This window comes from Bacillus cereus (genome assembly GCF_002564555.1).
Taxonomy (GTDB): domain Bacteria; phylum Bacillota; class Bacilli; order Bacillales; family Bacillaceae_G; genus Bacillus_A; species Bacillus_A cereus_K.
In genome coordinates this window covers 367,373-390,121 of record NZ_NUVD01000104.1, presented here as the reverse complement: position 1 = coordinate 390,121, position 22,749 = coordinate 367,373, and the positions used below count along the sequence as shown (strand labels likewise).

The following is a 22,749-nucleotide window of genomic DNA, read 5'->3' as shown; positions in this document are numbered from 1 at the left end:
TTGAATTATTTTTTCACTATATCATTGGGATACTAACGGAAAATGAGGAGATATATAAATATGTTAAAAATATTTAAATACTTAAAACAAAAAGAATGGATGCTTATTGTAGCCAGCATCGTGTTCATTGTAGGACAAGTCTGGTTAGATTTGAAGCTACCGGATTTTATGTCTGAAATTACTACCCTTGTGCAGACAAAGGGGAGCGAAACGAGCGACATATGGGTAGCTGGAGGAAAGATGCTTTTATGTGCTCTTGGTAGTATGGTATTGTCAGTTATTGTTGGTTATTTTGCGGCAAGAGTTGCAACGTCTCTTTCAAAGGAATTACGAAAGGGCGTGTTTGAAAAAACATTATCTTTTTCAATGGAAGAAATTAATGGTTTTTCAACAGCAAGCCTTATTACTCGTTCTACCAATGATATAACGCAAATACAGCAGACTGTTGCAATGGGTCTTCAAGTTATGATTAAAGCCCCTATCCTTGCAGTTTGGGCTATTTTGAAGATTACAGAGAAAAGTTGGCAGTGGTCAGCGGCAACAGGAGTAGCTGTAGTTGTTTTACTAATTATGATAGGTAGCATTATCATCTTTGTACTACCAAAATTTAAAGTAGTCCAAAAAATGACAGATAATCTTAACCGAGTGACTAGAGAAGGTTTAACAGGTATTCGTGTTGTTCATGCCTATAACGCACAAGAGTATCAGGAAGAAAAGTTTGAAAAAGCAAATAAAGATTTAACAGATACAAATCTTTTGGTGAATCGCCTGATGGCCATTATGCAACCGGGTATGAGTCTAATTATGTCAGGTTTAACTCTTTCTATCTATTGGATTGGTGCTCATTTGATTATGAATGCAGGTGGAGTGGATAGAATCAGTTTATTCAGTGATATGGTAGTATTTTCATCTTATGCAATGCAGGTAGTTATGGCGTTTATGCTTTTAGCGATGACATTCATTATGCTGCCGAGAGCATCAGTATCTGCAGCACGTATTAATGAAGTATTAGATACACCCCAAACAATTATTGATGGAGAAATGCAATCGTCACCTAATGGAATCGAAGGTGAAATCGAACTGCGTAATGTTAGTTTTAAATATCCTAACGCAGAGGATTATGTTTTAGAAAATGTTAGCTTTACAGCACGTAAAGGCGAAACTGTCGCTTTAATTGGTTCTACTGGTAGTGGTAAAAGTACGCTAATTAATTTAATCCCAAGGTTTTATGATACGACTGAGGGAGAAGTATTAGTCGACGGAATTAACGTGAAAGAATACACAATCGAGGCTCTTCATAATAAGTTTGGCTACGTTTCTCAAAAAGCCGTATTATTTTCAGGTACAGTGAAATCGAATGTGGCATATGGTGATAGCGATCAGAACCCGCCAACAGATGAGGATATCAAAAAAGCAGTGGAAATTGCACAGGGAAAAGAATTTGTAGAAAAAATGGATGACCAATATGATGCGACTATCGCTCAAGGTGGTACAAACCTTTCTGGAGGACAAAAACAACGTCTTTCTATAGCAAGAGCAGTAAGTAAAAATCCAGAAATTTTTATTTTTGATGATTCATTCTCTGCTCTAGATTATAAAACAGACCGTCAACTTCGTTCTACTTTGAAAAAAGAAACGAAAGGTGCAACTACTTTGATTGTGGCACAGCGAATTGGAACGATTAAAGATGCTGATAAAATCATCGTGCTGGATGAAGGCAAAATCGTTGGTATGGGAAAACATGGCGAATTGTTGAAAGGTTGTAGAACTTATCAGGAAATTGCCTATTCACAACTATCGAAGGAGGAGCTGGAAAATGAGTAATAATCAAACAAATAATCCCCGGAAAGGCCCAGGTGGTCCAGGGAGAATGGCAGCTCCTGGAGAAAAGCCAAAAAACTTTAAAAAGCCTTGGGGAAAGTTAATCGCCTATTGTAAACCTTATGTACCAGCGGTTATCTTTGCACTTGTATTGGCAGTTATAGGTACCATTTTCACTATTATTGGCCCAGATAAGCTTAGTGAGATAACCGATTTGATAATGGAGGGCATGGCAGGTGATATTGATATTACCGCTATAGGAAAAATTGCTCTATTCCTTGCTATTTTGTACGGATTGAGTTTTCTTTTCAGCTATATTCAGTCGTTTATTATGGCAACTATTACGCAGCGAGTTTCCAAGAAGTTACGTACGGATATTTCGGACAAAATCGATAAATTACCATTGAAATACTTTGACTCTACAACCTATGGAGATGTGTTAAGTCGTGTGACTAATGATGTGGATATGATTGGCCAGACTCTAAACCAAAGTATTGGTTCGCTAGTGACAGCGGTCGTTATGTTCTTAGGATCCTTGATTATGATGTTCTCTATTAATGTTACGATGACACTTTCAGCCATTGCTGCAACAGCTGTTGGATTTGTATTAATGATTTTCATCATATCTAAATCTCAAAAATATTTCATACGCCAGCAGAAAGACCTTGGTAGAATGAATGGTCATATTGAAGAAATCTATTCAGGGCACGATGTTGTGAAGGTTTATAATGGTGATAAAGAAGCGAAGCAACAATTTAATGAAATCAATGAAAGTCTTTTTAATAGTGCTTGGAGATCCCAGTTTATGTCGGGGATGATGATGCCTCTCATGATCTTTATTGGAAATTTAGGCTATGTTGTTGTTTGTGTAGTGGGTGCTGCACTAGCAATGCAGGGTACCATTACATTTGGTGTTATTGTTTCATTTATGGTTTATATCCGTTTATTTACACAGCCATTGTCGCAGTTAGCACAGGCAGCTACAAGTTTGCAGTCAACTGCTGCAGCAAGCGAACGTGTATTTGAATTCTTAGAAGAAGATGAACTTGAAGACGAAAGTGATAAAGAAGTTACTTTAGATGCCAAAGATGTCAAAGGTAACGTGGAATTTAAAAACGTTAAGTTTGGATATACGAAAGAGAAGCTTATTATTAAAGATTTTTCTACTCATATAAAAGCCGGCCAAAAAGTTGCAATTGTTGGACCTACTGGGGCTGGGAAAACAACGCTTGTTAATCTCCTCATGCGTTTCTATGAAGTAGATAGCGGTGAAATCAAGATTGAAGATGTACCGACTAAGTCGATTACTCGTAAAAATGTTCATGATCTATTTTGTATGGTGTTGCAAGACACTTGGTTATTCGAAGGTACCATAAAGGAAAATATCATCTATAACAAAAAAGATGTAACTGATGAAGAAGTAGTTGCAGCTTGTAAAGCAGTAGGTCTGGACCGTTTTATTAGAACCCTGCCAAAAGGTTATGATACAGCATTAAATGATAAAGCAAGTTTATCTGTAGGACAAAAACAGCTTCTTACTATTGCAAGGGCAATGGTAAAAAAAGCACCGTTGCTTATATTAGATGAGGCTACTAGTTCCGTTGACACTCGTACTGAAGCGCTTATTCAAGAAGCAATGGATAAGTTGATGGTGGGTAAAACATCATTTGTTATTGCACATAGACTTTCAACAATTAGAAATGCCGATTTGATTTTGGTTATGAAAGACGGAGATATTATTGAAAGTGGTAATCATGAAGAGTTAATTGCAGAAAAAGGATTCTATGCGGATTTATACAATAGTCAGTTTGAAGATGCATCATAAAAACTGAAATGGTTTTGTTTTAAGGAAAAAACAAGCATAAACAAGTAGATAAATAAGAAGTATTATTTAGTCAATAAATCATAAAGGTTAATTATCCCCTTTAAGGAGATAGTGTAAAAAACTACATTTTCAATGTGGAATGTTGCACTGTACTTGAAGGGGATATTTTTTATGGAGAAAAATATAACAACATTTCAAAAGTATATAGAGGTGTTTAAATGGAAAACTGTACATGAATAACGTGATTATATTTTGAATCAAAAGTAATGCATGTAATATCACTTCCTTGTCTAAATAAATTGGTGAATCGATATATATACGCTTATGTAATTTTATGTACTGAATTTACAATACAAAAAAAGGAGCACCACATGACCAAAAAGGGAGCTCCTTCATCAAAACGTTACTTCTTCTTCTTATCTTTATCCAATATATTCTGTTCTTCAGCAAACTCCGTACCATATGCAAAGCGGCGATTAATATGAATGTTATCGTTGTTGTGCCTTGTGTGTGAATTAGAAAAGCGATGAACGATTACTTCAGATAACGTAAAGACAATAGCGGAAAGGATACTGCCCCATGCAATTTGCATATAGTTGTCTAATAAAATATTACCGAAAATCCAAACACTTAAATACGCTAGTAAGAAATCTGTCATAATGGCACCAGAATTGCCAATTCGATTTAAAATAATTTTATCAACAAACATATAAGATACGATTGTCACAAAGAGACTGAAAGAAATAATTTGAACAAACGTTGCAGGGAAAAATAAAGCGAGTCCAATACTAAATGCGATAATGCACGATATAAATTTGATAAGTACTACAGTAAAACCATTCAATATTTACACCTCCGATTTATACATAGTTTTGCAATAAATTCAGGAGTTCATACATTGTAACGGACTTATTTAGATAAAACTTTTTCATGTTTGAAGTTTTATCTAAATATTATAAAAAAGGAGAAAAAATGTTATAGTAAAATGAGAGTATATGACATTTTTAGGTAAGGGGGAATCCAGGATGTGGATTACTTCAGAAGTAGAAATTCCAGAGGAGTTAATCGATCATCTTGAACAAGGGAAATTAGTGTTATTTGTTGGAGCGGGAGTTTCTATGAAAGGGAAATCAAACTTACCGAATTTTGATGATTTAGTTGATGAAATTGCAAAAACGCTATATGTCGAAAAACGTGAAATGACAGAACCGCACGATTATTATCTTGGTAAAATTGCGAAAACGAAAGATGTACATCAAGTTGCAAGAGATCTTGTTCATATTGAAAAATCCAAACCAAACCCACTGCATTATGCAATTCCGAGGCTGTTTCCTTTAGATACAGATGTCCGCATTGTAACAACAAACTTTGATCAACATTTTACAACTGTAATTAAAGAAATGAATAGAGAGATTAATGTTTATTACGCACCAGCTTTACCGACTGGGAGGGCTTTTAAAGGACTTGCTTATATACACGGCAATGTAGAGCAGGAGAAAGATGCTTTAATTTTAACAGACGGTGATTTTGGAAGGGCTTACTTAACGGAAGGATGGGCGAGAAGGTTTTTAGTTGATTTATTCTCAAATTACACCGTTTTATTCGTTGGATATAGTCACAATGACCCAGTAATGAAATATTTAGCAACTGGTTTACCACCAAGTACAAGGCGATATGCTTTTGTTGCACAAGGAGAAAATACATATCATTGGGAGCATTTAGGGATCAGACCGATTGTGTATCCGAATAAAGTAAATAATCATCAATCCCTCGTAAAAGCGGTGAAACGTTGGGCAGAGTTAATGGGTGATAATTATATTACAAAAAGAATGCGCATTCGAGATATTGTAATAGTGCCACCATCAGTAGAACAAGAACAGTTGTCATACATAAAGCAGTCAATTAAAAAAATTGAAACTGTCCGATACTTTGTTGAATTTGCCCGAGATTATGAATGGGTGGAATGGCTTGAAGCAGAAGGGAAATTACGGAATTTATTTTTGCTTACGCCAAACTATGATGAGGTTGATGAATTACTTGCGGAATGGTTAGTGGAGCAATTTCTGTTTAGTCATCAAAAAGAATTATTTCAATTGATGTTTAAAAATCATTCTAAAATATCCCCGTTATTATGGAGAACAATTTGTATCTACTTAAACGAAACGAAGAGTAAGATGGATCCGTTGTTGTTTGCAAGGTGGACACTGCTATTGTTAGAAACTGCGGAAAAAGATAGTAGCTCTATAGAAAAAATTTCTTACTTACTGCAAAAATGTTCGTTTCCTGAGCATAAAGAAATTGCTTTATTGTTATTAACGTTTATTTTAGATGGAAAACTTAAATTGAAGCGTGTAAGAAAATGGGGAAATGATACGCAAGAATCAATCGAACTCGAGGAATCGAGTCGTTTACCGGTGTCTATATTTTCTCATGTGGAGCAAATTTGGAATGAAAAGATGAGACCGCATATTTCATATTACGCTGTTCCAATTATGACGATGGGATTAGAGAAAATGCGATTGTTGTCATTAAGACAAACGGCGCTGAAAAAAAGAGATAAGGAAAATGAAGAGAAAGAGTTTCATCAAAATGACCTTGCATTTTTAATTCAAATTGTAAAAGAGTGTTTAACTTATTTATGTGAAAACAATGAGAAAAAAGCGAATTATTATATTACAGAAATGACAGAAGCAGATAGTGTACTCCAAAAGCAAATCGCAATTGATGCGATGAGTAAAAATATATTCGTTAGCGTAGACGACAAAATGAAATGGTTGCTAGATGAAGGATTTCTTTTAGATGTCACTTATAAACACGAGGTTTCTCAACTTTTAAAAAGGCATTATACAAATTCTTTAGAAGAAACAAAAGAACAAGTCATTCAAACTGTAATGATGCATCTTACAGAAGAAAGGGCATTCGATGTCTGTCTCGTCTTAGACTTATTATTCACATGTGATTCGAATAGTCCATCTACAGCAAAAGGATACGAGTTAATGAAACAGAAACATCCACACTTTCATTCTGATCGATATAGTGTACAAAAGAAAGAATCTACAGAACAAAATATTACTTGCAATGTAACTGCTGATGGATTATTGCAGTTGAAAGACGATGAAATAATGAAGCAAGTTCGGCAATTTTCGAAAGATGGTGTTTTTGAACAACGCCATTTTTTAGAAATGTTATCAAAAGCATGTAAATTGAATACAGAGTGGAGTATTTCATTTGCATATCAATTAGTAGGTGTGCACGAAATAAGTAATGAAGTATGGTTTGTGTGTATTAGAGAGTGGCGAAATAACCGAGGACTGACAAGTGAGCAAATCCCTAAAATTATTCCGCTATTACAGAAATTTGTTAGAAATACTGATTTTCATTGGTTAATTAGTAGTTTTCTATATGAAATTAGTAATCGATTAGAAGAGTTAGAGGAGAATAGTATACGAGTTGTAAAACGTTTTGCTTTTTCAGTATTTCCTCAAGTAATGAAAGGGAAAACGGATTTTAAGCTTGGAAAACAAGACTTTTACAATGAATCCATTCAACATCCTGTTGGGAAAATGACAGCTGTATTATTAAAACTGTTAGCATATGATCATTTATACGATCGTAATGTGTATGAATATTTATTTTTATTTGAAGAACAAGTAAGAGTTAGTTCGGAACGGACAAACTTTATGTTTGCTCGTTTAATAGCAGATATTACATTTCTATATCATATTGAGAAGCAATGGTGCCGAAAATATTTGTTACCTTACTTAGATTTAAAGAAAGAAAATGAGATTACGAAATATGCGTGGGCAGGTTTATGTTATACACAAATTAATTTACCTTTATTTACAGAAATGAAGCGATTTATTAAGTATGCAGTAGAACATTTAGAAGTATTACATCCGCATACGAGGGAAGCTTTCTTAAAGTGGCTTAGCTTTGTATTTATTAAATGTGTACTGTATTGGGAGCAAAAAACAGATTGGTTATACCCTCTACTTATACAAAAAAATGAAGAGAATAAAATAAAATTTATGCAGTATTTATGTTATTACATTAAAACATTGAGCGTAAAAGAACAGCAAAAATTTTGGACAGCTTGGCTCAGTATATTTTTACGTGAACGACCAAAAATGGGTGGGATAACAACGAGAGAATATGTAATGATTTTACGTATTATTTTATACATGGATGAGATTTTAGAAAAAGGATTATGTATTCTGTCTCGTACATTTTTAGAGGTAAATGGGAAATGTACAGGGGAGGAAATGAAGCAGTTATTTATTGAAATGCTCGAAAAGAAAGAGAGTATGAAAGCGTATAAAGAAATGTATGCAAACGTGTTTTTTACTTTGCTACAAACACGCCAGGAAGCTGATTTTATTGAAAATGAAATTATACAAATTAATGAACAATTAGCCCAGTTTGGAATGGAAAAAAATGTATTAAATTTAATAGAAAATGAGATGATTCGTATCGGAATTGTAATGGGGAATTTACAAGAGGGATTATAGGGCGAAAGAGGAATTTTAAAAAATATATAAAAAGTTATTGACAGTGTTTTGAAAAGCGTTCTATAATACGAATCATACTTATTCAATTTCAAAAACATTTGAATAAACAAAGTGCAATGAAGAGATCACAGTAGTGGTTAGTCTTACTGTAACAGAGAGCTGGTGGTTGGTGTGAACCAGTACAGGGATAATCATGAATTACAGTCTTGGAGCATCTTTTTCGTAGTAAAGATATTTTCATCTTTATGAAGGAAAAGCGGTCAGATGATCGTTAACAGTGAAGAGAGGTAGACTGAAAGTGAGTCTACAACTAGGGTGGTACCGCGATAAATATCGTCCCTACTGATGTATTCAGTAGGGACTTTTTGTATTTTAGTGGCCTAACTTGAAAATAAAATAGTCATGCGTTGAAAGGAAAAGAAGTAGTTGTTGTTTCCCTGTAACAGAGAGCTGGTGGTTGGTGCGAACCAGTACAAAAACAAGAGCGAATTACAGTCCTGGAGCATCTTTTTCGTAGTAAAGATTATTATCTTTACGAAGGGAAAGACGGTCACATTGATCGTTAACAATGAAGAGAGGTAGACTGAAAGTGAGTCTACAACTAGGGTGGTACCGCGATAAATATCGTCCCTACTGATTGAATCAGTAGGGATTTTTTGTACAAAAAAAGTGTTTTTAAACTAGTAGATAGTGTCTTTGTGGTAATTATTAGTTTAAAATAAGAAGAGGTATCGATTCCACTTTAAATTTGTATAATCAACCGATTCAGAAAATAGAGAATTTTCTATTCTCTTACTATACTTTTAAAACATTAGAGGAGGATTTCCAAATGGCAAATCATGAATTAGATCAATTACGTAAACAGGTAGATGAAATTAACTTGCAACTATTACACCTTTTAAACAAACGTGGTGAAATCGTTCAAAAAATTGGGGAACAAAAACAAGTACAAGGTACGAAACGCTTCGATCCAGTACGTGAGCGTGAAGTACTTGACATGATCGCAGAGCATAACGAAGGACCATTCGAAACGTCAACGGTTCAACATATTTTCAAAACAATCTTCAAAGCTAGCTTAGAGTTGCAAGAAGATGATAACCGAAAAGCGTTATTAGTATCACGTAAAAAGAAACAAGAAAATACAATCGTTAATGTGAAAGGTGAATTGATTGGAAACGGAACACAAACGTTCATTATGGGACCTTGTGCGGTAGAAAGTTTAGAGCAAGTTCGCCAAGTAGGGCAAGCGATGAAAGACCAAGGCTTAAAATTAATGCGTGGTGGTGCTTTCAAACCGAGAACATCTCCATACGATTTCCAAGGCTTAGGAGTAGAAGGATTACAAATTTTACGCCAAGTAGCAGATGAGTTCGACTTAGCGATTATTAGTGAAATTTTAAATCCGAATGATGTTGAAATGGCATTAGACTACGTTGATGTAATTCAAGTTGGCGCACGTAACATGCAAAACTTCGATTTACTACGAGCTGTAGGTAAAGTTAACAAGCCAGTATTATTAAAACGTGGATTAGCAGCAACAATTGATGAGTTCATTAACGCAGCGGAATACATTATTGCGCAAGGTAACGATCAAATTATTCTATGTGAACGTGGTATCCGCACATACGAAAGAGCGACACGTAACACACTAGACATTTCAGCAGTACCGATCTTAAAGAAAGAAACACATTTACCAGTTATCGTTGATGTAACGCATTCAACTGGACGCAGAGATTTATTATTACCAACAGCGAAAGCGGCACTAGCAATTGGTGCGGATGCAGTAATGGCTGAAGTACATCCAGACCCAGCAGTTGCATTATCAGATTCTGCACAACAAATGGATATTCCAGAATTCCATAGATTCATGGATGAGTTAAAAGGTTTCAAAAATAAATTATCTTAATTCCATATCATATATGCGCTGAAGAGGAAATAGTAGTGCTTATCTCCCTGTTAAAGAGAGCTGATGGTCGGTGTGAATCAGTACAAAGATAAGCATGAATTACAGCCTTGGAGCATCTTTCCCGCCAATAATGGAGGGAAGGACGGTCAAGCGATCGTTAAAGAAGAAGAGAGGTAGACGACAGTTGTCTACAACTAGGGTGGTACCGCGATAAACATCGTCCCTACTGAGCGCTCAGTAGGGACTTTTTTGTACAAAAAATAGTAAAGGGGCAAGAGAAATGAGATACATTACAGCTGGAGAATCACATGGTCCGCAGTTAACGGTTATTTTAGAAGGTGTACCTGCAGGTTTAACACTCGCGGCGGAACATATTAATAAAGAATTATTAAGAAGACAAAAAGGGCACGGACGCGGAAGACGCATGCAAATTGAAACCGATACAGTTGAAATTGTAAGTGGTGTTCGTCATGGGATGACACTTGGCTCACCGATTACGTTAATCGTAAAAAATGATGATTTCAAACATTGGACGAAAGTAATGGGCGCAGAACCAATTTCAGAGCAAGAAAGCAAAGAAATGAAACGTACAATTACAAAACCACGTCCAGGTCATGCAGATTTAAACGGAGCGATTAAATACGGCCACCGAGATATAAGGAACGTATTAGAGCGCTCATCCGCAAGGGAAACGACAGTTCGTGTAGCTGCTGGTGCAGTTGCGAAACAAATTTTAAAAGAATTAGGCGTGGAAATTGCAGGGCATGTACTTGAAATTGGTGGAGTAAAAGCAACGCATATTTCAAACTTATCAATTGAAGAAATTCAAACAATTACTGAGAACTCACCAGTTCGATGTTTAGATAAAGAAGTAGAACAAGAGATGATGGATGCGATTGATAACGCAAAAAGTAGCGGAGATTCCATAGGCGGTATTGTCGAAGTCATTGCAGAAGGTATACCAATTGGCGTTGGTAGTTACGTTCATTACGACCGTAAACTAGATGCAAAACTTGCTGGTGCGATTATGAGTATTAATGCATTTAAAGGTGCTGAAATCGGAGTTGGTTTTGAAGCGGCAAGACAACCAGGAAGTAAAGTCCATGATGAAATTTTGTGGGACGAAGAAAATGGATACACGAGAAAAACGAATAATGCCGGTGGTTTAGAAGGCGGTATGACAACAGGAATGCCAATTGTCGTAAGAGGCGTTATGAAGCCAATTCCTACATTATATAAACCGTTAGCAAGCGTTGATATTGATACGAAAGAAGCGTTCCAAGCGAGTATTGAAAGGTCTGATAGTTGCGCAGTACCAGCAGCAGGTGTTGTAGCTGAATCTGTTGTAGCATGGGAACTTGCACATGCACTAGTCGAACAATTCGGAAAAGATCGTATGGATTTAATTCAGCAAAACATTACGCAACATAACAAATACGCAAAAGAATTTTAATAAAAAGGTGGTTTTAACATGCAAGTAAAAGAGCAGCTTTCATCATTACAACCATATAAACCAGGTAAATCACCTGAACAAATGAAAGAAGTGTATGGAGATCATTCATTTGTGAAATTAGCATCGAATGAAAATCCATTCGGCTGTTCACCACGTGTTTTAGAAGAGTTGCAAAAATCGTGGTTGGAACATGCATTATATCCTGACGGAGGTGCTACAACGCTCCGTCAAACAATCGCAGATAAGTTACATGTTCAAATGGAACAAGTACTTTGCGGTAGTGGCCTAGATGAAGTCATTCAAATAATAAGTCGCGCCGTATTACGAGCTGGAGATAACATTGTAACGGCTGGTGCAACATTCCCGCAGTACCGTCATCATGCGGTTATTGAAGGATGTGAAGTGAAAGAAGTTGCATTAAATAACGGTGTATACGACTTAGACGAAATTTCGTCAGCAGTTGATAACAATACAAAAATCGTATGGATTTGTAATCCGAATAACCCGACAGGCACATATGTTAATGAGCGAAAATTAACTCAATTTATTGAGGGCATTAGTGAAAATACGTTAATTGTCATTGATGAAGCGTACTATGAATACGTAACAGCAAAAGATTTCCCGGAGACATTACCGCTTCTAGAAAAACATAACAACATTCTTATACTTAGAACGTTTTCTAAAGCATACGGATTAGCTTCTTTCCGCGTTGGATATGCGATTGGACACGAAGAGTTAATCGAGAAATTAAATGTCGTACGTTTACCATTTAACGTATCTTCATTAGCGCAAAAAGCTGCAACAACTGCTTTTAACGATGAAGCATTTATTGAAGAAATTGTACGCGTTAATACAGAGGGATTACAACAATACGAAAGTTTCTGTAAGGAAAACGCTATTCCATTTTACCCGTCGCAAACAAATTTCATTTTCTTGCCGGTAGATAATGCTGGAGATATTTATGAAGCTTGTGCACACGCAGGATTTATTATTCGTCCGTTCCCGAATGGTGTTCGTATTACAATCGGAACAAGGGAGCAAAATGAAGGAGTGATTTCAGTGTTAAAACAACACTTTGAAAATAAAAAAAGTAAGTCTCGAGATGAGGCAAATGCATAAAAAAGTAGTATTAATTGGAACTGGTTTAATAGGAGGCTCTCTTGCATTAGCAATTAAGAAAGAGCACGATGTAACGATAACAGGTTATGATATATTTCAAGAACAAGTAGAACGCGCGAAAGAATTACACGTAGTAGATGAAGTAGCAGTAGATTTACAGCGTGCATGTGAAGAGGCACATTTAATTGTTTTTGCTTCTCCAGTTGAAGAAACGAAGAAGCTATTACACAAACTAGCGTCATTCCGTTTACGAGAAGATGTTATAGTGACCGATGTTGGTAGTACAAAAGGAACGATTATGAACGAAGCGGAAGTTTTATTTTCAAAGGAAGTTTCTTTCATTGGTGGACATCCGATGGCAGGTTCTCATAAAACGGGAGTTGAAAGTGCAAAAGCACATTTATTTGAAAATGCATTTTACATTTTAACACCGATGAATCATGTAGGAAATGAACAAGTGGAAGAGCTAAAAGAATGGCTAAAAGGAACAGGATCACATTTCCTTGTTTTAAATACAGAAGAGCATGATTATGTAACAGGGATTGTTAGTCATTTCCCGCATCTTATCGCGGCAGGATTAGTAAAGCAAGTTGAGAAGCATGCAGGCGATAATCCACTCATTCATCAACTAGCTGCTGGAGGATTCAAAGACATTACACGCATCGCATCTAGTAGCCCGAAAATGTGGAGTGATATTGTAAAGCAAAATCGAGAGCATTTAATGGTATTATTAAAAGAGTGGATCTCTGAAATGGAAGAATTATATGATACAGTTTCTACTGGAGATGCAGGTGAGATTCAAAATTATTTTGCAGACGCGAAAGAATACCGTGATTCTTTACCAGTACGAAAGAGAGGTGCAATTCCTGCCTATCACGATTTATATGTCGATGTTTTAGATAAAGTAGGTGCATTAGCTCACATTACGAGTATTTTGGCACGCGAAGAAATTAGTATTACGAACTTGCAAATATTAGAAGCGCGTGAAGGATTGCTTGGAGTATTACGTATTAGCTTCCAAAGAGAAGAAGATCGAATGAAAGCAAAGCTAGCGCTTGGAGAAGAAGAATATCAAACATATGAAACAATTTAAATGAGAAGGTGAAAACGTGAAGGAAAGAACAATACAACCTGTTAATAACGGATTAAATGGTACAATTACAATCCCAGGTGATAAATCCATTTCACACCGTGCTGTTATGTTTGGCGCGATTGCAGAGGGAAAAACGACAATTAAAGGTTTCTTGCCCGGTGCAGACTGTTTAAGTACAATTTCTTGCTTTAAGGAAATGGGAGTAGACATTACGCAAAATGGTGATGAAGTCACTGTAGTTGGGAAAGGACTAGAAGGTTTACAAGAGCCGAAAGCTGTATTAGATGTTGGTAATTCTGGTACAACAATTCGATTAATGTCAGGTATATTAGCAAACACACCATTTTTCTCTTGCGTACAAGGTGATGCGTCAATCGCAAAAAGACCGATGAAACGTGTAACAAACCCATTAAAACAAATGGGCGCAAACATTGATGGCCGAGAAGAAGGAACGTTTACGCCGCTAACAATACGTGGCGGAGATTTAAAAGCAATCCAGTACACTTCACCTGTAGCAAGTGCACAAGTGAAGTCAGCTATTTTACTTGCAGGTCTTCGCGCAGAAGGTGTAACAGCTGTTACAGAACCACATATCTCACGCGACCATACGGAAAGAATGCTAGAAGCATTTGGAGTTAAAGTAACTCGCGAAGGAAAAACAGTGAAACTAGCAGGTGGGCAGAAGTTAACAGCTACAGACGTTCAAGTGCCAGGTGACGTATCATCAGCAGCATTTTTCTTAGTAGCAGGTGGAATTATCCCAAATAGTAAACTAGTATTACAAAATGTAGGAATGAATCCAACTCGTACAGGTATTATTGATGTTTTAGAGAAAATGGGTGCTACATTTACTGTAGAGCCAATTAACGAAGGTGCATCAGAGCCAGCTGCAAACATTACAATCGAAACATCTTCATTAAAAGGAATCGAAATTGGCGGAGATATTATCCCAAGACTAATCGATGAAATTCCAGTAATCGCATTAGCGGCAACGCAAGCAGAAGGCATTACAGTTATTAAAGATGCACACGAGTTAAAAGTAAAAGAAACAAACCGTATTGATACAGTCGTTGCAGAGTTAACGAAACTAGGAGCTCGCATAGAAGCAACTGATGACGGTATGATCATATACGGAAAATCAGCTCTAAAAGGCAATACAGTAAATAGTTACGGTGATCATCGCATCGGAATGATGCTTGCGATTGCAGGTTGTCTAGCAGAAGGAAAAACAACAATTGAAGATGCAGAAGCAGTAGGAGTATCATACCCTACGTTCTTTGAAGAACTTCAAAAGTTAGCAAAATAAAGTGATGAGAAGCAGATACGTAATGTATCTGCTTTTTTATGTTAGATTGTTATTAAATCGATATCTTTTGTTGAAACGTCTGTATAATTTCACTTACCGAACTGAAATAGTAAGAATTATGGTACAATTCAAGTGAGGAATGGAGGAGAATTATATGACCGTCATACAATTAAAAGAAGATAAGTTCAGAGAAGCATTACGTTTATCAGAATACGCTTTTCAATATAAAGTAGATGAGGAACGAGTGCAGCAGCAACTTACACGAATGAAGGAAAGTCATGAAATATACGGCATTATGGAAGGGGAAGACTTAGCAGCAAAACTACATCTTATTCCTTTTCATATTTACATAGGAAAAGAAAAGTTTAAAATGGGCGGTGTTGCAGGGGTAGCGACGTATCCAGAGTATAGAAGAAGTGGGTATGTAAAAGAATTACTTCAGCATTCACTGCAAACGATGAAAAAAACTGGTTATACAGTATCGATGTTACATCCATTTGCAGTTTCATTTTACCGTAAATACGGCTGGGAACTTTGTGCAAATCGCCTTGTATGTCATATGACAAAGAGCGATTTGATTATGAAAAGACAAGTAAATGGTACTGTGAAGCGTTTCAATAAAGAAAATCATCCAGAAGAAGTCGAGAAAATTTATGAAACATTTGCAGAACGTTTTGCAGGTATGTTAGTTCGCGGACGTAAATGGTGGCTGCAAGCGGTGTATCATGATTTAACATTGGCAGTTTACTATGATGAAAATAAGAATGCAGCTGGTTACATTTTATACAAAATAGAGAACTCTAAAATGACAGTAGAAGAATTTGTCCCATTACATAATGAAGCGAGAAATGGCCTTTGGAATTTCATTTGCCAACATGATTCTATGATAAAAGATCTAGAAATGATACTAAGTGAGACCGAACCACTTCTTTACACATTACAAGAACCACGAGTAAAAGCAGAAGTAATTCCATATTTCATGGGAAGAATTGTAGATGTAGAACAGTTTTTCAAACAATATGAATGGAACTGGAATAACGAAGGGCAGGAAGTAATTTTACATATTACAGATTCATTTGCACCGTGGAATAACGTAACGGTCCAACTTATAAATAATGAAATAACAATTGTTAAAGAAGAAACGGCAAAAGAAAATGGAATTCAAATCGATATTAATGCGTTATCTACTATTATATTTGGTTACAAGCGACCGCTAGAATTAAATGAAATAGACTTAATAAGCGGTAGCGAAGAGGAGATACGTGCATTTGAGAATGTAGTGCCGGTGCGTAAGCCGTTTATTTATGATTTCTTTTAATTTTGTAAAGCTTTGTGCGGCATACTAATGTGTAAATAGAAATGTACTATAACTAAACATAATTAGTTATAGTACATTTCTGCTTTTAACGAAGTATTATGAATGTTAACCACTTGACTTTTAATCCATGTAATTTATAATTAAAAACGGAATGAATTTTCATTCCTGGAAATTGAGGTGGGAAAAATGGCTAAAAACAAACAAGAGGATATTTTTGATGCTGCAGTACAACTTTTTGCAGAACGAGGGTATGATGGTACAACAATTCCAATGATTGCTGAGAAAGCAAAAGTAGGTGCAGGTACCATTTATCGTTATTTTGAAAATAAAGAGGCGCTCGTTAATTCTTTATTTTCAAAAAGCGTTTTACAACTATCGGAATTAATAAAGACTGATTTTCCTGTCGATGCAACTATTCGTGAACAGTTTAGTCATACTTACAACCGTTTATTTGAATTTGCGAGACATAATGTGGATGCTTTTATTTTTACAAATTCTCACTGTGATAGTTATTTTCTCGATGAACATAGCAATGAAGTTTTTGACGAATTCATGGGATTCATTATGAAGCTAATTGAAGAGGGAATCGAAAAAGGTTTTCTTCGCCCATTACCACCAGTTGCTTTAATTATAATTGTATATCAACCACTTGAAAAATTAACTAAAGTAATGGCGACAGGGCAATTAGAATACTCAAAAGAATTGATTAAAGAATTGGAAGACAGCTCTTGGAATGCTATTAGGATCAATTGATTCTATAGCTTTGTAATGATAGGAATGAATATTCATTCCTAAAATATGAGGTTTAATAGAGTTTTTAAATATTAATAGAATAATAGGAATGAACGTTCATTCCGAAAAACAACTTTAATAGAAAAGGAATGAATATTCATTCCACACGCAACGAGCGACTTTAATAACGGGAGATGATTTATATGAGCAAGCTAAAAAGCTGGAGAAGTTTATCTTTTCTATTATGGATAGTTATTACTATTGCAATGATCGTAACGATGCCTAATATGGATAAGTTAGTGAAAGAAAAAGGGCAAATTACGATTCCTAATACAGAACAAAGTAGTATTGCTGACAAGATGATAAAAGAGATGGATAAAGAAGGGGTTGAAAAGTACGAAATTATAGCCGTCTTTAATAGTGGCGATAAAAACGCTTTAACGAATGAACAGAAAGAAGAAATAGAAAAAACAATCAATGCTTTACAAAATGAAAAAGAGACATTAGGAATTAAGGAAGTAGTTTCACATTTAGATAATAAAGACTTGGAAAAACAGTTAATTTCTAAAGATAATACGACTATTTTAACGCAAATATCGGTAGATAAAAAACATGGTGAAATATCAAAAGTTGCAGATGAGCTTCATAATAAAATTAAACCGAAAGGAGTAAAAACATACTTAACAGGAAGTGACTTAATCGGAGATGATTTTCTTAAATCTTCTCAAGAGGGAGTGAAAAAGACCGAAGTTATTTCAATCATTTTCATTCTTGTAGTATTAATCATTGTATTTCGTTCACCAATTGTTCCGATTGTTTCACTTCTTACAGTGGGTGTATCGTATTTAATTTCAATGGGGATTATTGCCCATCTTGTAGATCAATTTCATTTTCCATTTTCAAACTTTACACAAGTGTTTGTAGTTGTCGTCCTGTTTGGAGTAGGAACAGATTACAACATTTTGATATATACGAGGTTTAAAGAAGAATTAAGTAAACAAGAAAATGCATTTTTGGCTACGAAAGAGACGTTTAAATCGGCAGGAAAAACCGTTTTATATAGCGGGATAGCAGTACTAATTGGTTTTGCATCACTTGCTTTAGCGAGTTTTAAATTATATCAATCTACTTCAGCAGTAGCAATTGGTGTCGCAGTTTTATTACTTGTATTAATCACTTTAAATCCATTTTTTATGGTGCTCTTAGGAAAAGGAATGTTTTATCCAGTTAAAACATTTAAAGGACATGAGGATAGTCGTTTATGGGGATTCTTTGCGAAAAACTCTGTAGCAAGACCATTTATTGCTTTAATTATTGTGTTTGTGATATCGATTCCTTTCATATTGAAATATTCCAACACGCTGAATTACAATGACTTATTTGAAGTCGATAATAAGTATGAGTCAAAGATGGGGATTAACGTAATAGAAGAGCATTTTCCACCAGGATTTTCTTCACCAAGTACGTTAGTCATTCAGTCGGATAAGACGTTAGATGAGGCGACTCCTCTACAAGCATTAGATGAGTTAACTGATAAAATTTCGAAAGTTAAAGGTGTTTCAGAAGTGTATTCACCGACGCGTCCAACTGGTGATAGGATAAAAGAGTTATATATAAATAAACAAGCAGGAGAACTAAATACAGGTTTAGGCGATGCTAATGGCGGTATAAAGGAAATTAATGATGGTTTAACTGATGCGAAAGATAAAATGGGTAGTAATGACTCAAATAGCCTTGCGAATGTTCAAAAGTTAATTGATGGAACGAACGAGGCGAAAAATGGGGTATCAGCATTAGGAACAGCTTTAAATCAATTATCAAGTGGCATAAACAGTGGAGCACAAGGAGCTCAGCAAATTGAGAGTGGGTTAACTTCCGTAAACGAAAATATAAACGTCCTTTCTAATGCAACTTCACAACTTCATGCGGGTTACGCACAGTTAGAAAAAGGTTTAAGTTCTTATGATCAATACTTTAGAAGTATTTCTCAAGCAATTGATGGTGCGAAAAAAGGTTATGAGCAAATTGAAATGTTAATGACCAATTTTATTCAAACGAAACCAGAATTAGCAAACGATCCTAATGTGCAGCAAACATTAGGAATTGCGAAGGAAGCTCAAAAGCAATTAAATGTACTTTCAAAAGAATTAAATGAACTAGCAACGCAGCATAATGCAGCGATGAGTTCATTTAAAGAAGCGAATCAATCGTTATTGAAAGTAGATAGCGGTTTAAAAGAAATGAACAGTGGCGTTACGCAATTACAAAAGGGAGCAACCGAGCTGAAAAATGGCTTGAACGAAGGAGCTACAGGTTCAAAACAAATTGCGAACAAGTCAGCTGAGTTACAAACTGGATTAACAAAAATAAACGATGGGCAAGGACAGTTATTAACTGGGCTCAAAGATTTGCAAGAGAAGATGGGTCAATTACAATCCGGTTTATCTAAAAGTACAGAAGGCCTTGGAAAAGTAAGTAATGGTCTCGGGGACGCTCAAAAATATTTAGGCGAGCTAAATGAGTCAAAGAGCTCTGAGAAATTTTATATTCCTAAAGAAGTTTTAGAGGGAGAAGATTTCCAAAAAGCATTGAATACGTACATGTCACACGATAGAAAGACTGCTAAAATGACAATCATTTTAGATGTAAATCCGTATTCAAAAGAAGCGATGCCAATTATTCAAGAAATAAATAAAACAATAGATGGTACGTTAAATGGTACAGAATTAAAATCGGCGAAAACAGCGATCGGCGGGACAACTGCTCGAAACGTTGATTTAAAAGACGTAACACAAGAAGACTTCTTACGTACAGCTACTATTATGTTGATTGGTATTTCACTTGTGTTAATCGTGATTACACGTTCATTCTTAAACACAATCTTTATTATTGGATCATTAATTTTAGCGTATTTCGCAGCACTTGGTATAAGTGAACTAATTAGTACACATGTATTAAACGTTGAGTCATTAAGCTGGAATGTTCCATTCTTTAGTTTTATTATGATTGTCACTTTAGGAGTGGATTATAGCATTTTCGTAATGATGCGATACAATGAGCTAGAAGGGGATTCCGTAACGAAAATTGTAAATGCATCCCGTCATATAGGGGGAGTCGTATTATCAGCGGCACTTATTTTAGGCGGGACATTCGCAGCATTAATTCCTTCAGGTGTATTAACGCTTATACAAGTAGCATCCGTTGTGGGCGTTGCTCTTTTACTATTAGCTTTAATCGTGATGCCGATATTGTTGCCTGCTTTAATAGGGGTGATGAGTAAATTGAAGAGTTATAAAGAGAAAATAATAAATACGAAATAAGAAAAAACTGTAGGGAATGTTTTCTCTACAGTTTTTTCTATATAATATAAAATTTGAAACAAAAAAAATGATCTAATGTATTACAGAGTGAGAAGCGAATGGATATATTCGAAAGAAGTCGATGATATACATTCAATAGCTAGGGGAATGGATAAAAACCATTTGATTTCATTGTAGAAAGGTAATCAATCGTTGCTATTCATCCAGCTTCTACTATATAATAGCTATAGTCTACAATAATTGAGTCGTAATATGCGATTTTTTAAGACAATCGGTGAGAAAACGCTGAAATAAGCGGTATTAGTAGGAGGACACAAATGATTACAGTAAGTAACGTTAGTTTGCGTTTCGCGGATCGCAAATTATTTGAAGATGTTAACATAAAATTCACGCCAGGTAATTGCTACGGTTTAATTGGAGCAAACGGTGCTGGTAAATCAACATTTCTAAAGATTTTATCTGGAGAAATCGAACAATCAACAGGTGACATACATATTACACCAGGTGAGCGTCTAGCAGTATTAAAACAGAACCACTTCGAATATGAAGAGTTCCCAGTATTAGAAACAGTAATTATGGGTCACACGCAACTTTACAAAGTAATGCAAGAGAAAAATGCCATTTACATGAAAGAAGACTTTAGTGATGAAGATGGTATGCGTGCTGCTGAACTTGAAGGTGAGTTCGCTGAGCTTAACGGTTGGGAAGCTGAGTCAGAAGCTGCAATTTTACTAAAAGGATTAGGTATTGGTGAAGATGTTCATGATAAGAAATTGTCAGAATTAACTGGGGCAGAGAAAGTAAAAGTATTACTTGCTCAAGCTTTATTCGGTAAACCTGACATTCTATTACTAGATGAGCCTACCAACCACTTGGACTTAAAAGCGATTCAATGGTTAGAGAACTTCTTAATGAACTTTGAAAATACAGTAATCGTTGTATCCCATGACCGTCACTTCTTAAATAAAGTTTGTACGCACATGGCTGATCTTGATTTCGGTAAAATTCAACTTTATGTTGGTAACTATGACTTCTGGTATGAGTCAAGCCAATTAGCTTTAAAATTAACACAAGATGCTAATAAGAAAAAAGAAGAGAAAGTAAAAGAGTTACAAAACTTCATTGCACGCTTTAGCTCAAACGCATCTAAAGCGAAACAAGCAACTTCTCGTAAAAAATTATTAGATAAAATTACATTAGATGATATTAGACCATCATCACGCCGTTACCCATTCGTTGGCTTTACACCTGAGCGTGAAATAGGAAATGACTTATTAACTGTTGAAGGTCTTTCTAAAACAATTGATGGTGAAAAAGTGTTAGATAATGTGTACTTCACTTTAAATAAAGGTGATAAAGTTGCATTTATCGGTCGTAATGATATTGCGATGACAACATTATTTAAAATCCTTATGGGTGAAATGGAGCCAGATAGCGGTTCATTCAAATGGGGCGTTACAACATCTCAATCTTACTTCCCAAGAGATAACTCTAAATACTTTGAGAACAGTGACTCCAACTTAGTTGATTGGTTACGCCAATTCTCTCCACAAGATGAGTCAGAAAGCTTCTTACGTGGTTTCTTAGGCCGTATGTTATTCTCAGGTGAAGAAGTTAAGAAGAACGTTTCTGTATTATCTGGAGGCGAAAAAGTTCGTTGTATGCTATCTAAAATGATGTTAAGTGGTGCGAACGTAATCACACTTGACGATCCAACGAACCATTTAGACCTTGAGTCTATCACTGCATTAAACAACGGTTTAATTGCATTTAAAGGTACAATGTTATTCACATCTCATGACCATCAGTTCGTACAAACAATTGCAAACCGCATTATCGAAGTAACGCCAAACGGTGTAATCGATAAAGAGGCAACTTACGATGAGTACTTAGAAAATGAAGAACTTCAAAAACAAGTAGATGCAATGTATAAAGGTCAATAATATATGATAAAAACCCTCGCTCTCGTTTTGAGAGCGAGGGTTTTTTATGTATTATGAATAATTATTCAAAACAAACTTTAGTGGAGGTAAGTGATTTTGATGTTGCATCCAGTGGAATTACCCAAACGTTAATAAACTTCGAATTAATGAATATTTTTTTATACAATGAAAAAACAAATGTTATGTATAGTGAATTTAAATATATTACATTAATGTTCCAAAACTGGAGACATATTTATTTGCGAAGCAGTGAATATAGGTTTATAGTATGTGGAGTCATAATTAGTTGGATGGATTTTGGGAGAAAACAGGAAATGTTACAAATTAATTTAGTTAAATAGAAACTAAGGTCAAAATGTTTAAAAAGAAATAGTTGAATAAATAAAGGCTTCAAATTATAATTAC

At 35.4% G+C, this 22,749-nt stretch carries 13 protein-coding genes and 3 other annotated features; of the genes, 12 read left to right on the top strand and 1 reads right to left on the bottom strand.

Translation table 11 applies throughout. The features are described from left to right. Nucleotides 1-60 precede the first annotated feature (60 nt). Nucleotides 61-1,824, top strand: a complete 1,764-nt coding sequence (locus COI75_RS25615) for an ABC transporter ATP-binding protein (RefSeq protein ID WP_000912330.1) — start codon at nucleotides 61-63, stop codon at nucleotides 1,822-1,824. After that, complete coding sequence (locus COI75_RS25610) at nucleotides 1,817-3,646, top strand: ABC transporter ATP-binding protein (RefSeq protein ID WP_000069809.1); 1,830 nt, start codon at nucleotides 1,817-1,819, stop codon at nucleotides 3,644-3,646. Before COI75_RS25615 ends, COI75_RS25610 begins: the two co-directional genes overlap by 8 nt. A 403-nt stretch (nucleotides 3,647-4,049) precedes the next feature. On the opposite strand, the gene COI75_RS25600 is transcribed toward COI75_RS25610, so the two are convergent. After that, nucleotides 4,050-4,490, bottom strand: coding sequence for a YndM family protein (locus tag COI75_RS25600; protein WP_001013093.1), 441 nt, complete (start codon nucleotides 4,488-4,490; stop codon nucleotides 4,050-4,052). A 181-nt stretch (nucleotides 4,491-4,671) separates the two neighbouring features. Here COI75_RS25600 and COI75_RS25595 point away from each other — a divergent pair, with 181 nt between their 5' ends. The 10 genes from COI75_RS25595 (at nucleotide 4,672) to COI75_RS25540 (ending at nucleotide 22,344) form a co-directional block, all read left to right on the top strand. Further along, a complete protein-coding gene (locus tag COI75_RS25595) occupies nucleotides 4,672-8,154 on the top strand; it encodes a DUF4020 domain-containing protein (RefSeq protein WP_000265234.1) in 3,483 nt (1,160 codons plus the stop codon). Nucleotides 8,155-8,261: 107 nt separating this feature from the next. Beyond that, nucleotides 8,262-8,498 (top strand) — a binding site (T-box leader). 54 nt (nucleotides 8,499-8,552) lie between these two features. Then, nucleotides 8,553-8,789, top strand: a binding site (T-box leader). A 194-nt stretch (nucleotides 8,790-8,983) separates the two neighbouring features. After that, a complete protein-coding gene (locus COI75_RS25585) occupies nucleotides 8,984-10,060 on the top strand; it encodes a bifunctional 3-deoxy-7-phosphoheptulonate synthase/chorismate mutase (RefSeq protein WP_001273578.1) in 1,077 nt (358 codons plus the stop codon). Between the two features lie 9 nt (nucleotides 10,061-10,069). Beyond that, nucleotides 10,070-10,288, top strand: a binding site (T-box leader). A gap of 52 nt (nucleotides 10,289-10,340) precedes the next feature. Then, nucleotides 10,341-11,513 (top strand): chorismate synthase, encoded by a 1,173-nt coding sequence (gene aroC / locus COI75_RS25575; protein WP_001269409.1) that lies wholly within the window; start codon nucleotides 10,341-10,343, stop codon nucleotides 11,511-11,513. An 18-nt stretch (nucleotides 11,514-11,531) separates the two neighbouring features. Beyond that, complete coding sequence (hisC, locus tag COI75_RS25570; protein ID WP_001197359.1) at nucleotides 11,532-12,632, top strand: histidinol-phosphate transaminase; 1,101 nt, start codon at nucleotides 11,532-11,534, stop codon at nucleotides 12,630-12,632. Beyond that, on the top strand, nucleotides 12,625-13,725 hold the full coding sequence (tyrA, locus tag COI75_RS25565) for a prephenate dehydrogenase (protein ID WP_000549202.1): 1,101 nt from the start codon (nucleotides 12,625-12,627) through the stop codon (nucleotides 13,723-13,725). Before hisC ends, tyrA begins: the two co-directional genes overlap by 8 nt. Before the next feature lie 16 nt (nucleotides 13,726-13,741). Further along, entirely contained in the window at nucleotides 13,742-15,031 is a 1,290-nt protein-coding gene (aroA, locus tag COI75_RS25560) for a 3-phosphoshikimate 1-carboxyvinyltransferase (protein WP_000664640.1), read from the top strand. Between the two features lie 154 nt (nucleotides 15,032-15,185). Beyond that, nucleotides 15,186-16,349 (top strand): GNAT family N-acetyltransferase, encoded by a 1,164-nt coding sequence (locus tag COI75_RS25555; protein WP_000216082.1) that lies wholly within the window; start codon nucleotides 15,186-15,188, stop codon nucleotides 16,347-16,349. A gap of 186 nt (nucleotides 16,350-16,535) precedes the next feature. Beyond that, a complete protein-coding gene (locus COI75_RS25550) occupies nucleotides 16,536-17,102 on the top strand; it encodes a TetR/AcrR family transcriptional regulator (RefSeq protein ID WP_001107310.1) in 567 nt (188 codons plus the stop codon). Between the two features lie 182 nt (nucleotides 17,103-17,284). Next, entirely contained in the window at nucleotides 17,285-20,401 is a 3,117-nt protein-coding gene (locus tag COI75_RS25545) for an MMPL family transporter (protein ID WP_000040284.1), read from the top strand. Between the two features lie 317 nt (nucleotides 20,402-20,718). After that, entirely contained in the window at nucleotides 20,719-22,344 is a 1,626-nt protein-coding gene (locus tag COI75_RS25540; RefSeq protein ID WP_000633873.1) for an ABC-F family ATP-binding cassette domain-containing protein, read from the top strand. The last annotated feature ends 405 nt before the right edge of the window (nucleotides 22,345-22,749 follow it).

Excerpts from the sequence above, each read along its gene's own strand:
- COI75_RS25615 (WP_000912330.1), top strand. The coding sequence starts at position 61 with ATGTTAAAAATATTTAAATACTTAAAACAAAAAGAATGGATGCTTATT.
- COI75_RS25610 (WP_000069809.1), top strand. The coding sequence starts at position 1,817 with ATGAGTAATAATCAAACAAATAATCCCCGGAAAGGCCCAGGTGGTCCA.
- COI75_RS25595 (WP_000265234.1), top strand. The coding sequence starts at position 4,672 with ATGTGGATTACTTCAGAAGTAGAAATTCCAGAGGAGTTAATCGATCAT.
- COI75_RS25585 (WP_001273578.1), top strand. The coding sequence starts at position 8,984 with ATGGCAAATCATGAATTAGATCAATTACGTAAACAGGTAGATGAAATT.
- aroC (WP_001269409.1), top strand. The coding sequence starts at position 10,341 with ATGAGATACATTACAGCTGGAGAATCACATGGTCCGCAGTTAACGGTT.
- hisC (WP_001197359.1), top strand. The coding sequence starts at position 11,532 with ATGCAAGTAAAAGAGCAGCTTTCATCATTACAACCATATAAACCAGGT.
- tyrA (WP_000549202.1), top strand. The coding sequence starts at position 12,625 with ATGCATAAAAAAGTAGTATTAATTGGAACTGGTTTAATAGGAGGCTCT.
- COI75_RS25555 (WP_000216082.1), top strand. The coding sequence starts at position 15,186 with ATGACCGTCATACAATTAAAAGAAGATAAGTTCAGAGAAGCATTACGT.
- COI75_RS25550 (WP_001107310.1), top strand. The coding sequence starts at position 16,536 with ATGGCTAAAAACAAACAAGAGGATATTTTTGATGCTGCAGTACAACTT.
- COI75_RS25545 (WP_000040284.1), top strand. The coding sequence starts at position 17,285 with ATGAGCAAGCTAAAAAGCTGGAGAAGTTTATCTTTTCTATTATGGATA.
- COI75_RS25540 (WP_000633873.1), top strand. The coding sequence starts at position 20,719 with ATGATTACAGTAAGTAACGTTAGTTTGCGTTTCGCGGATCGCAAATTA.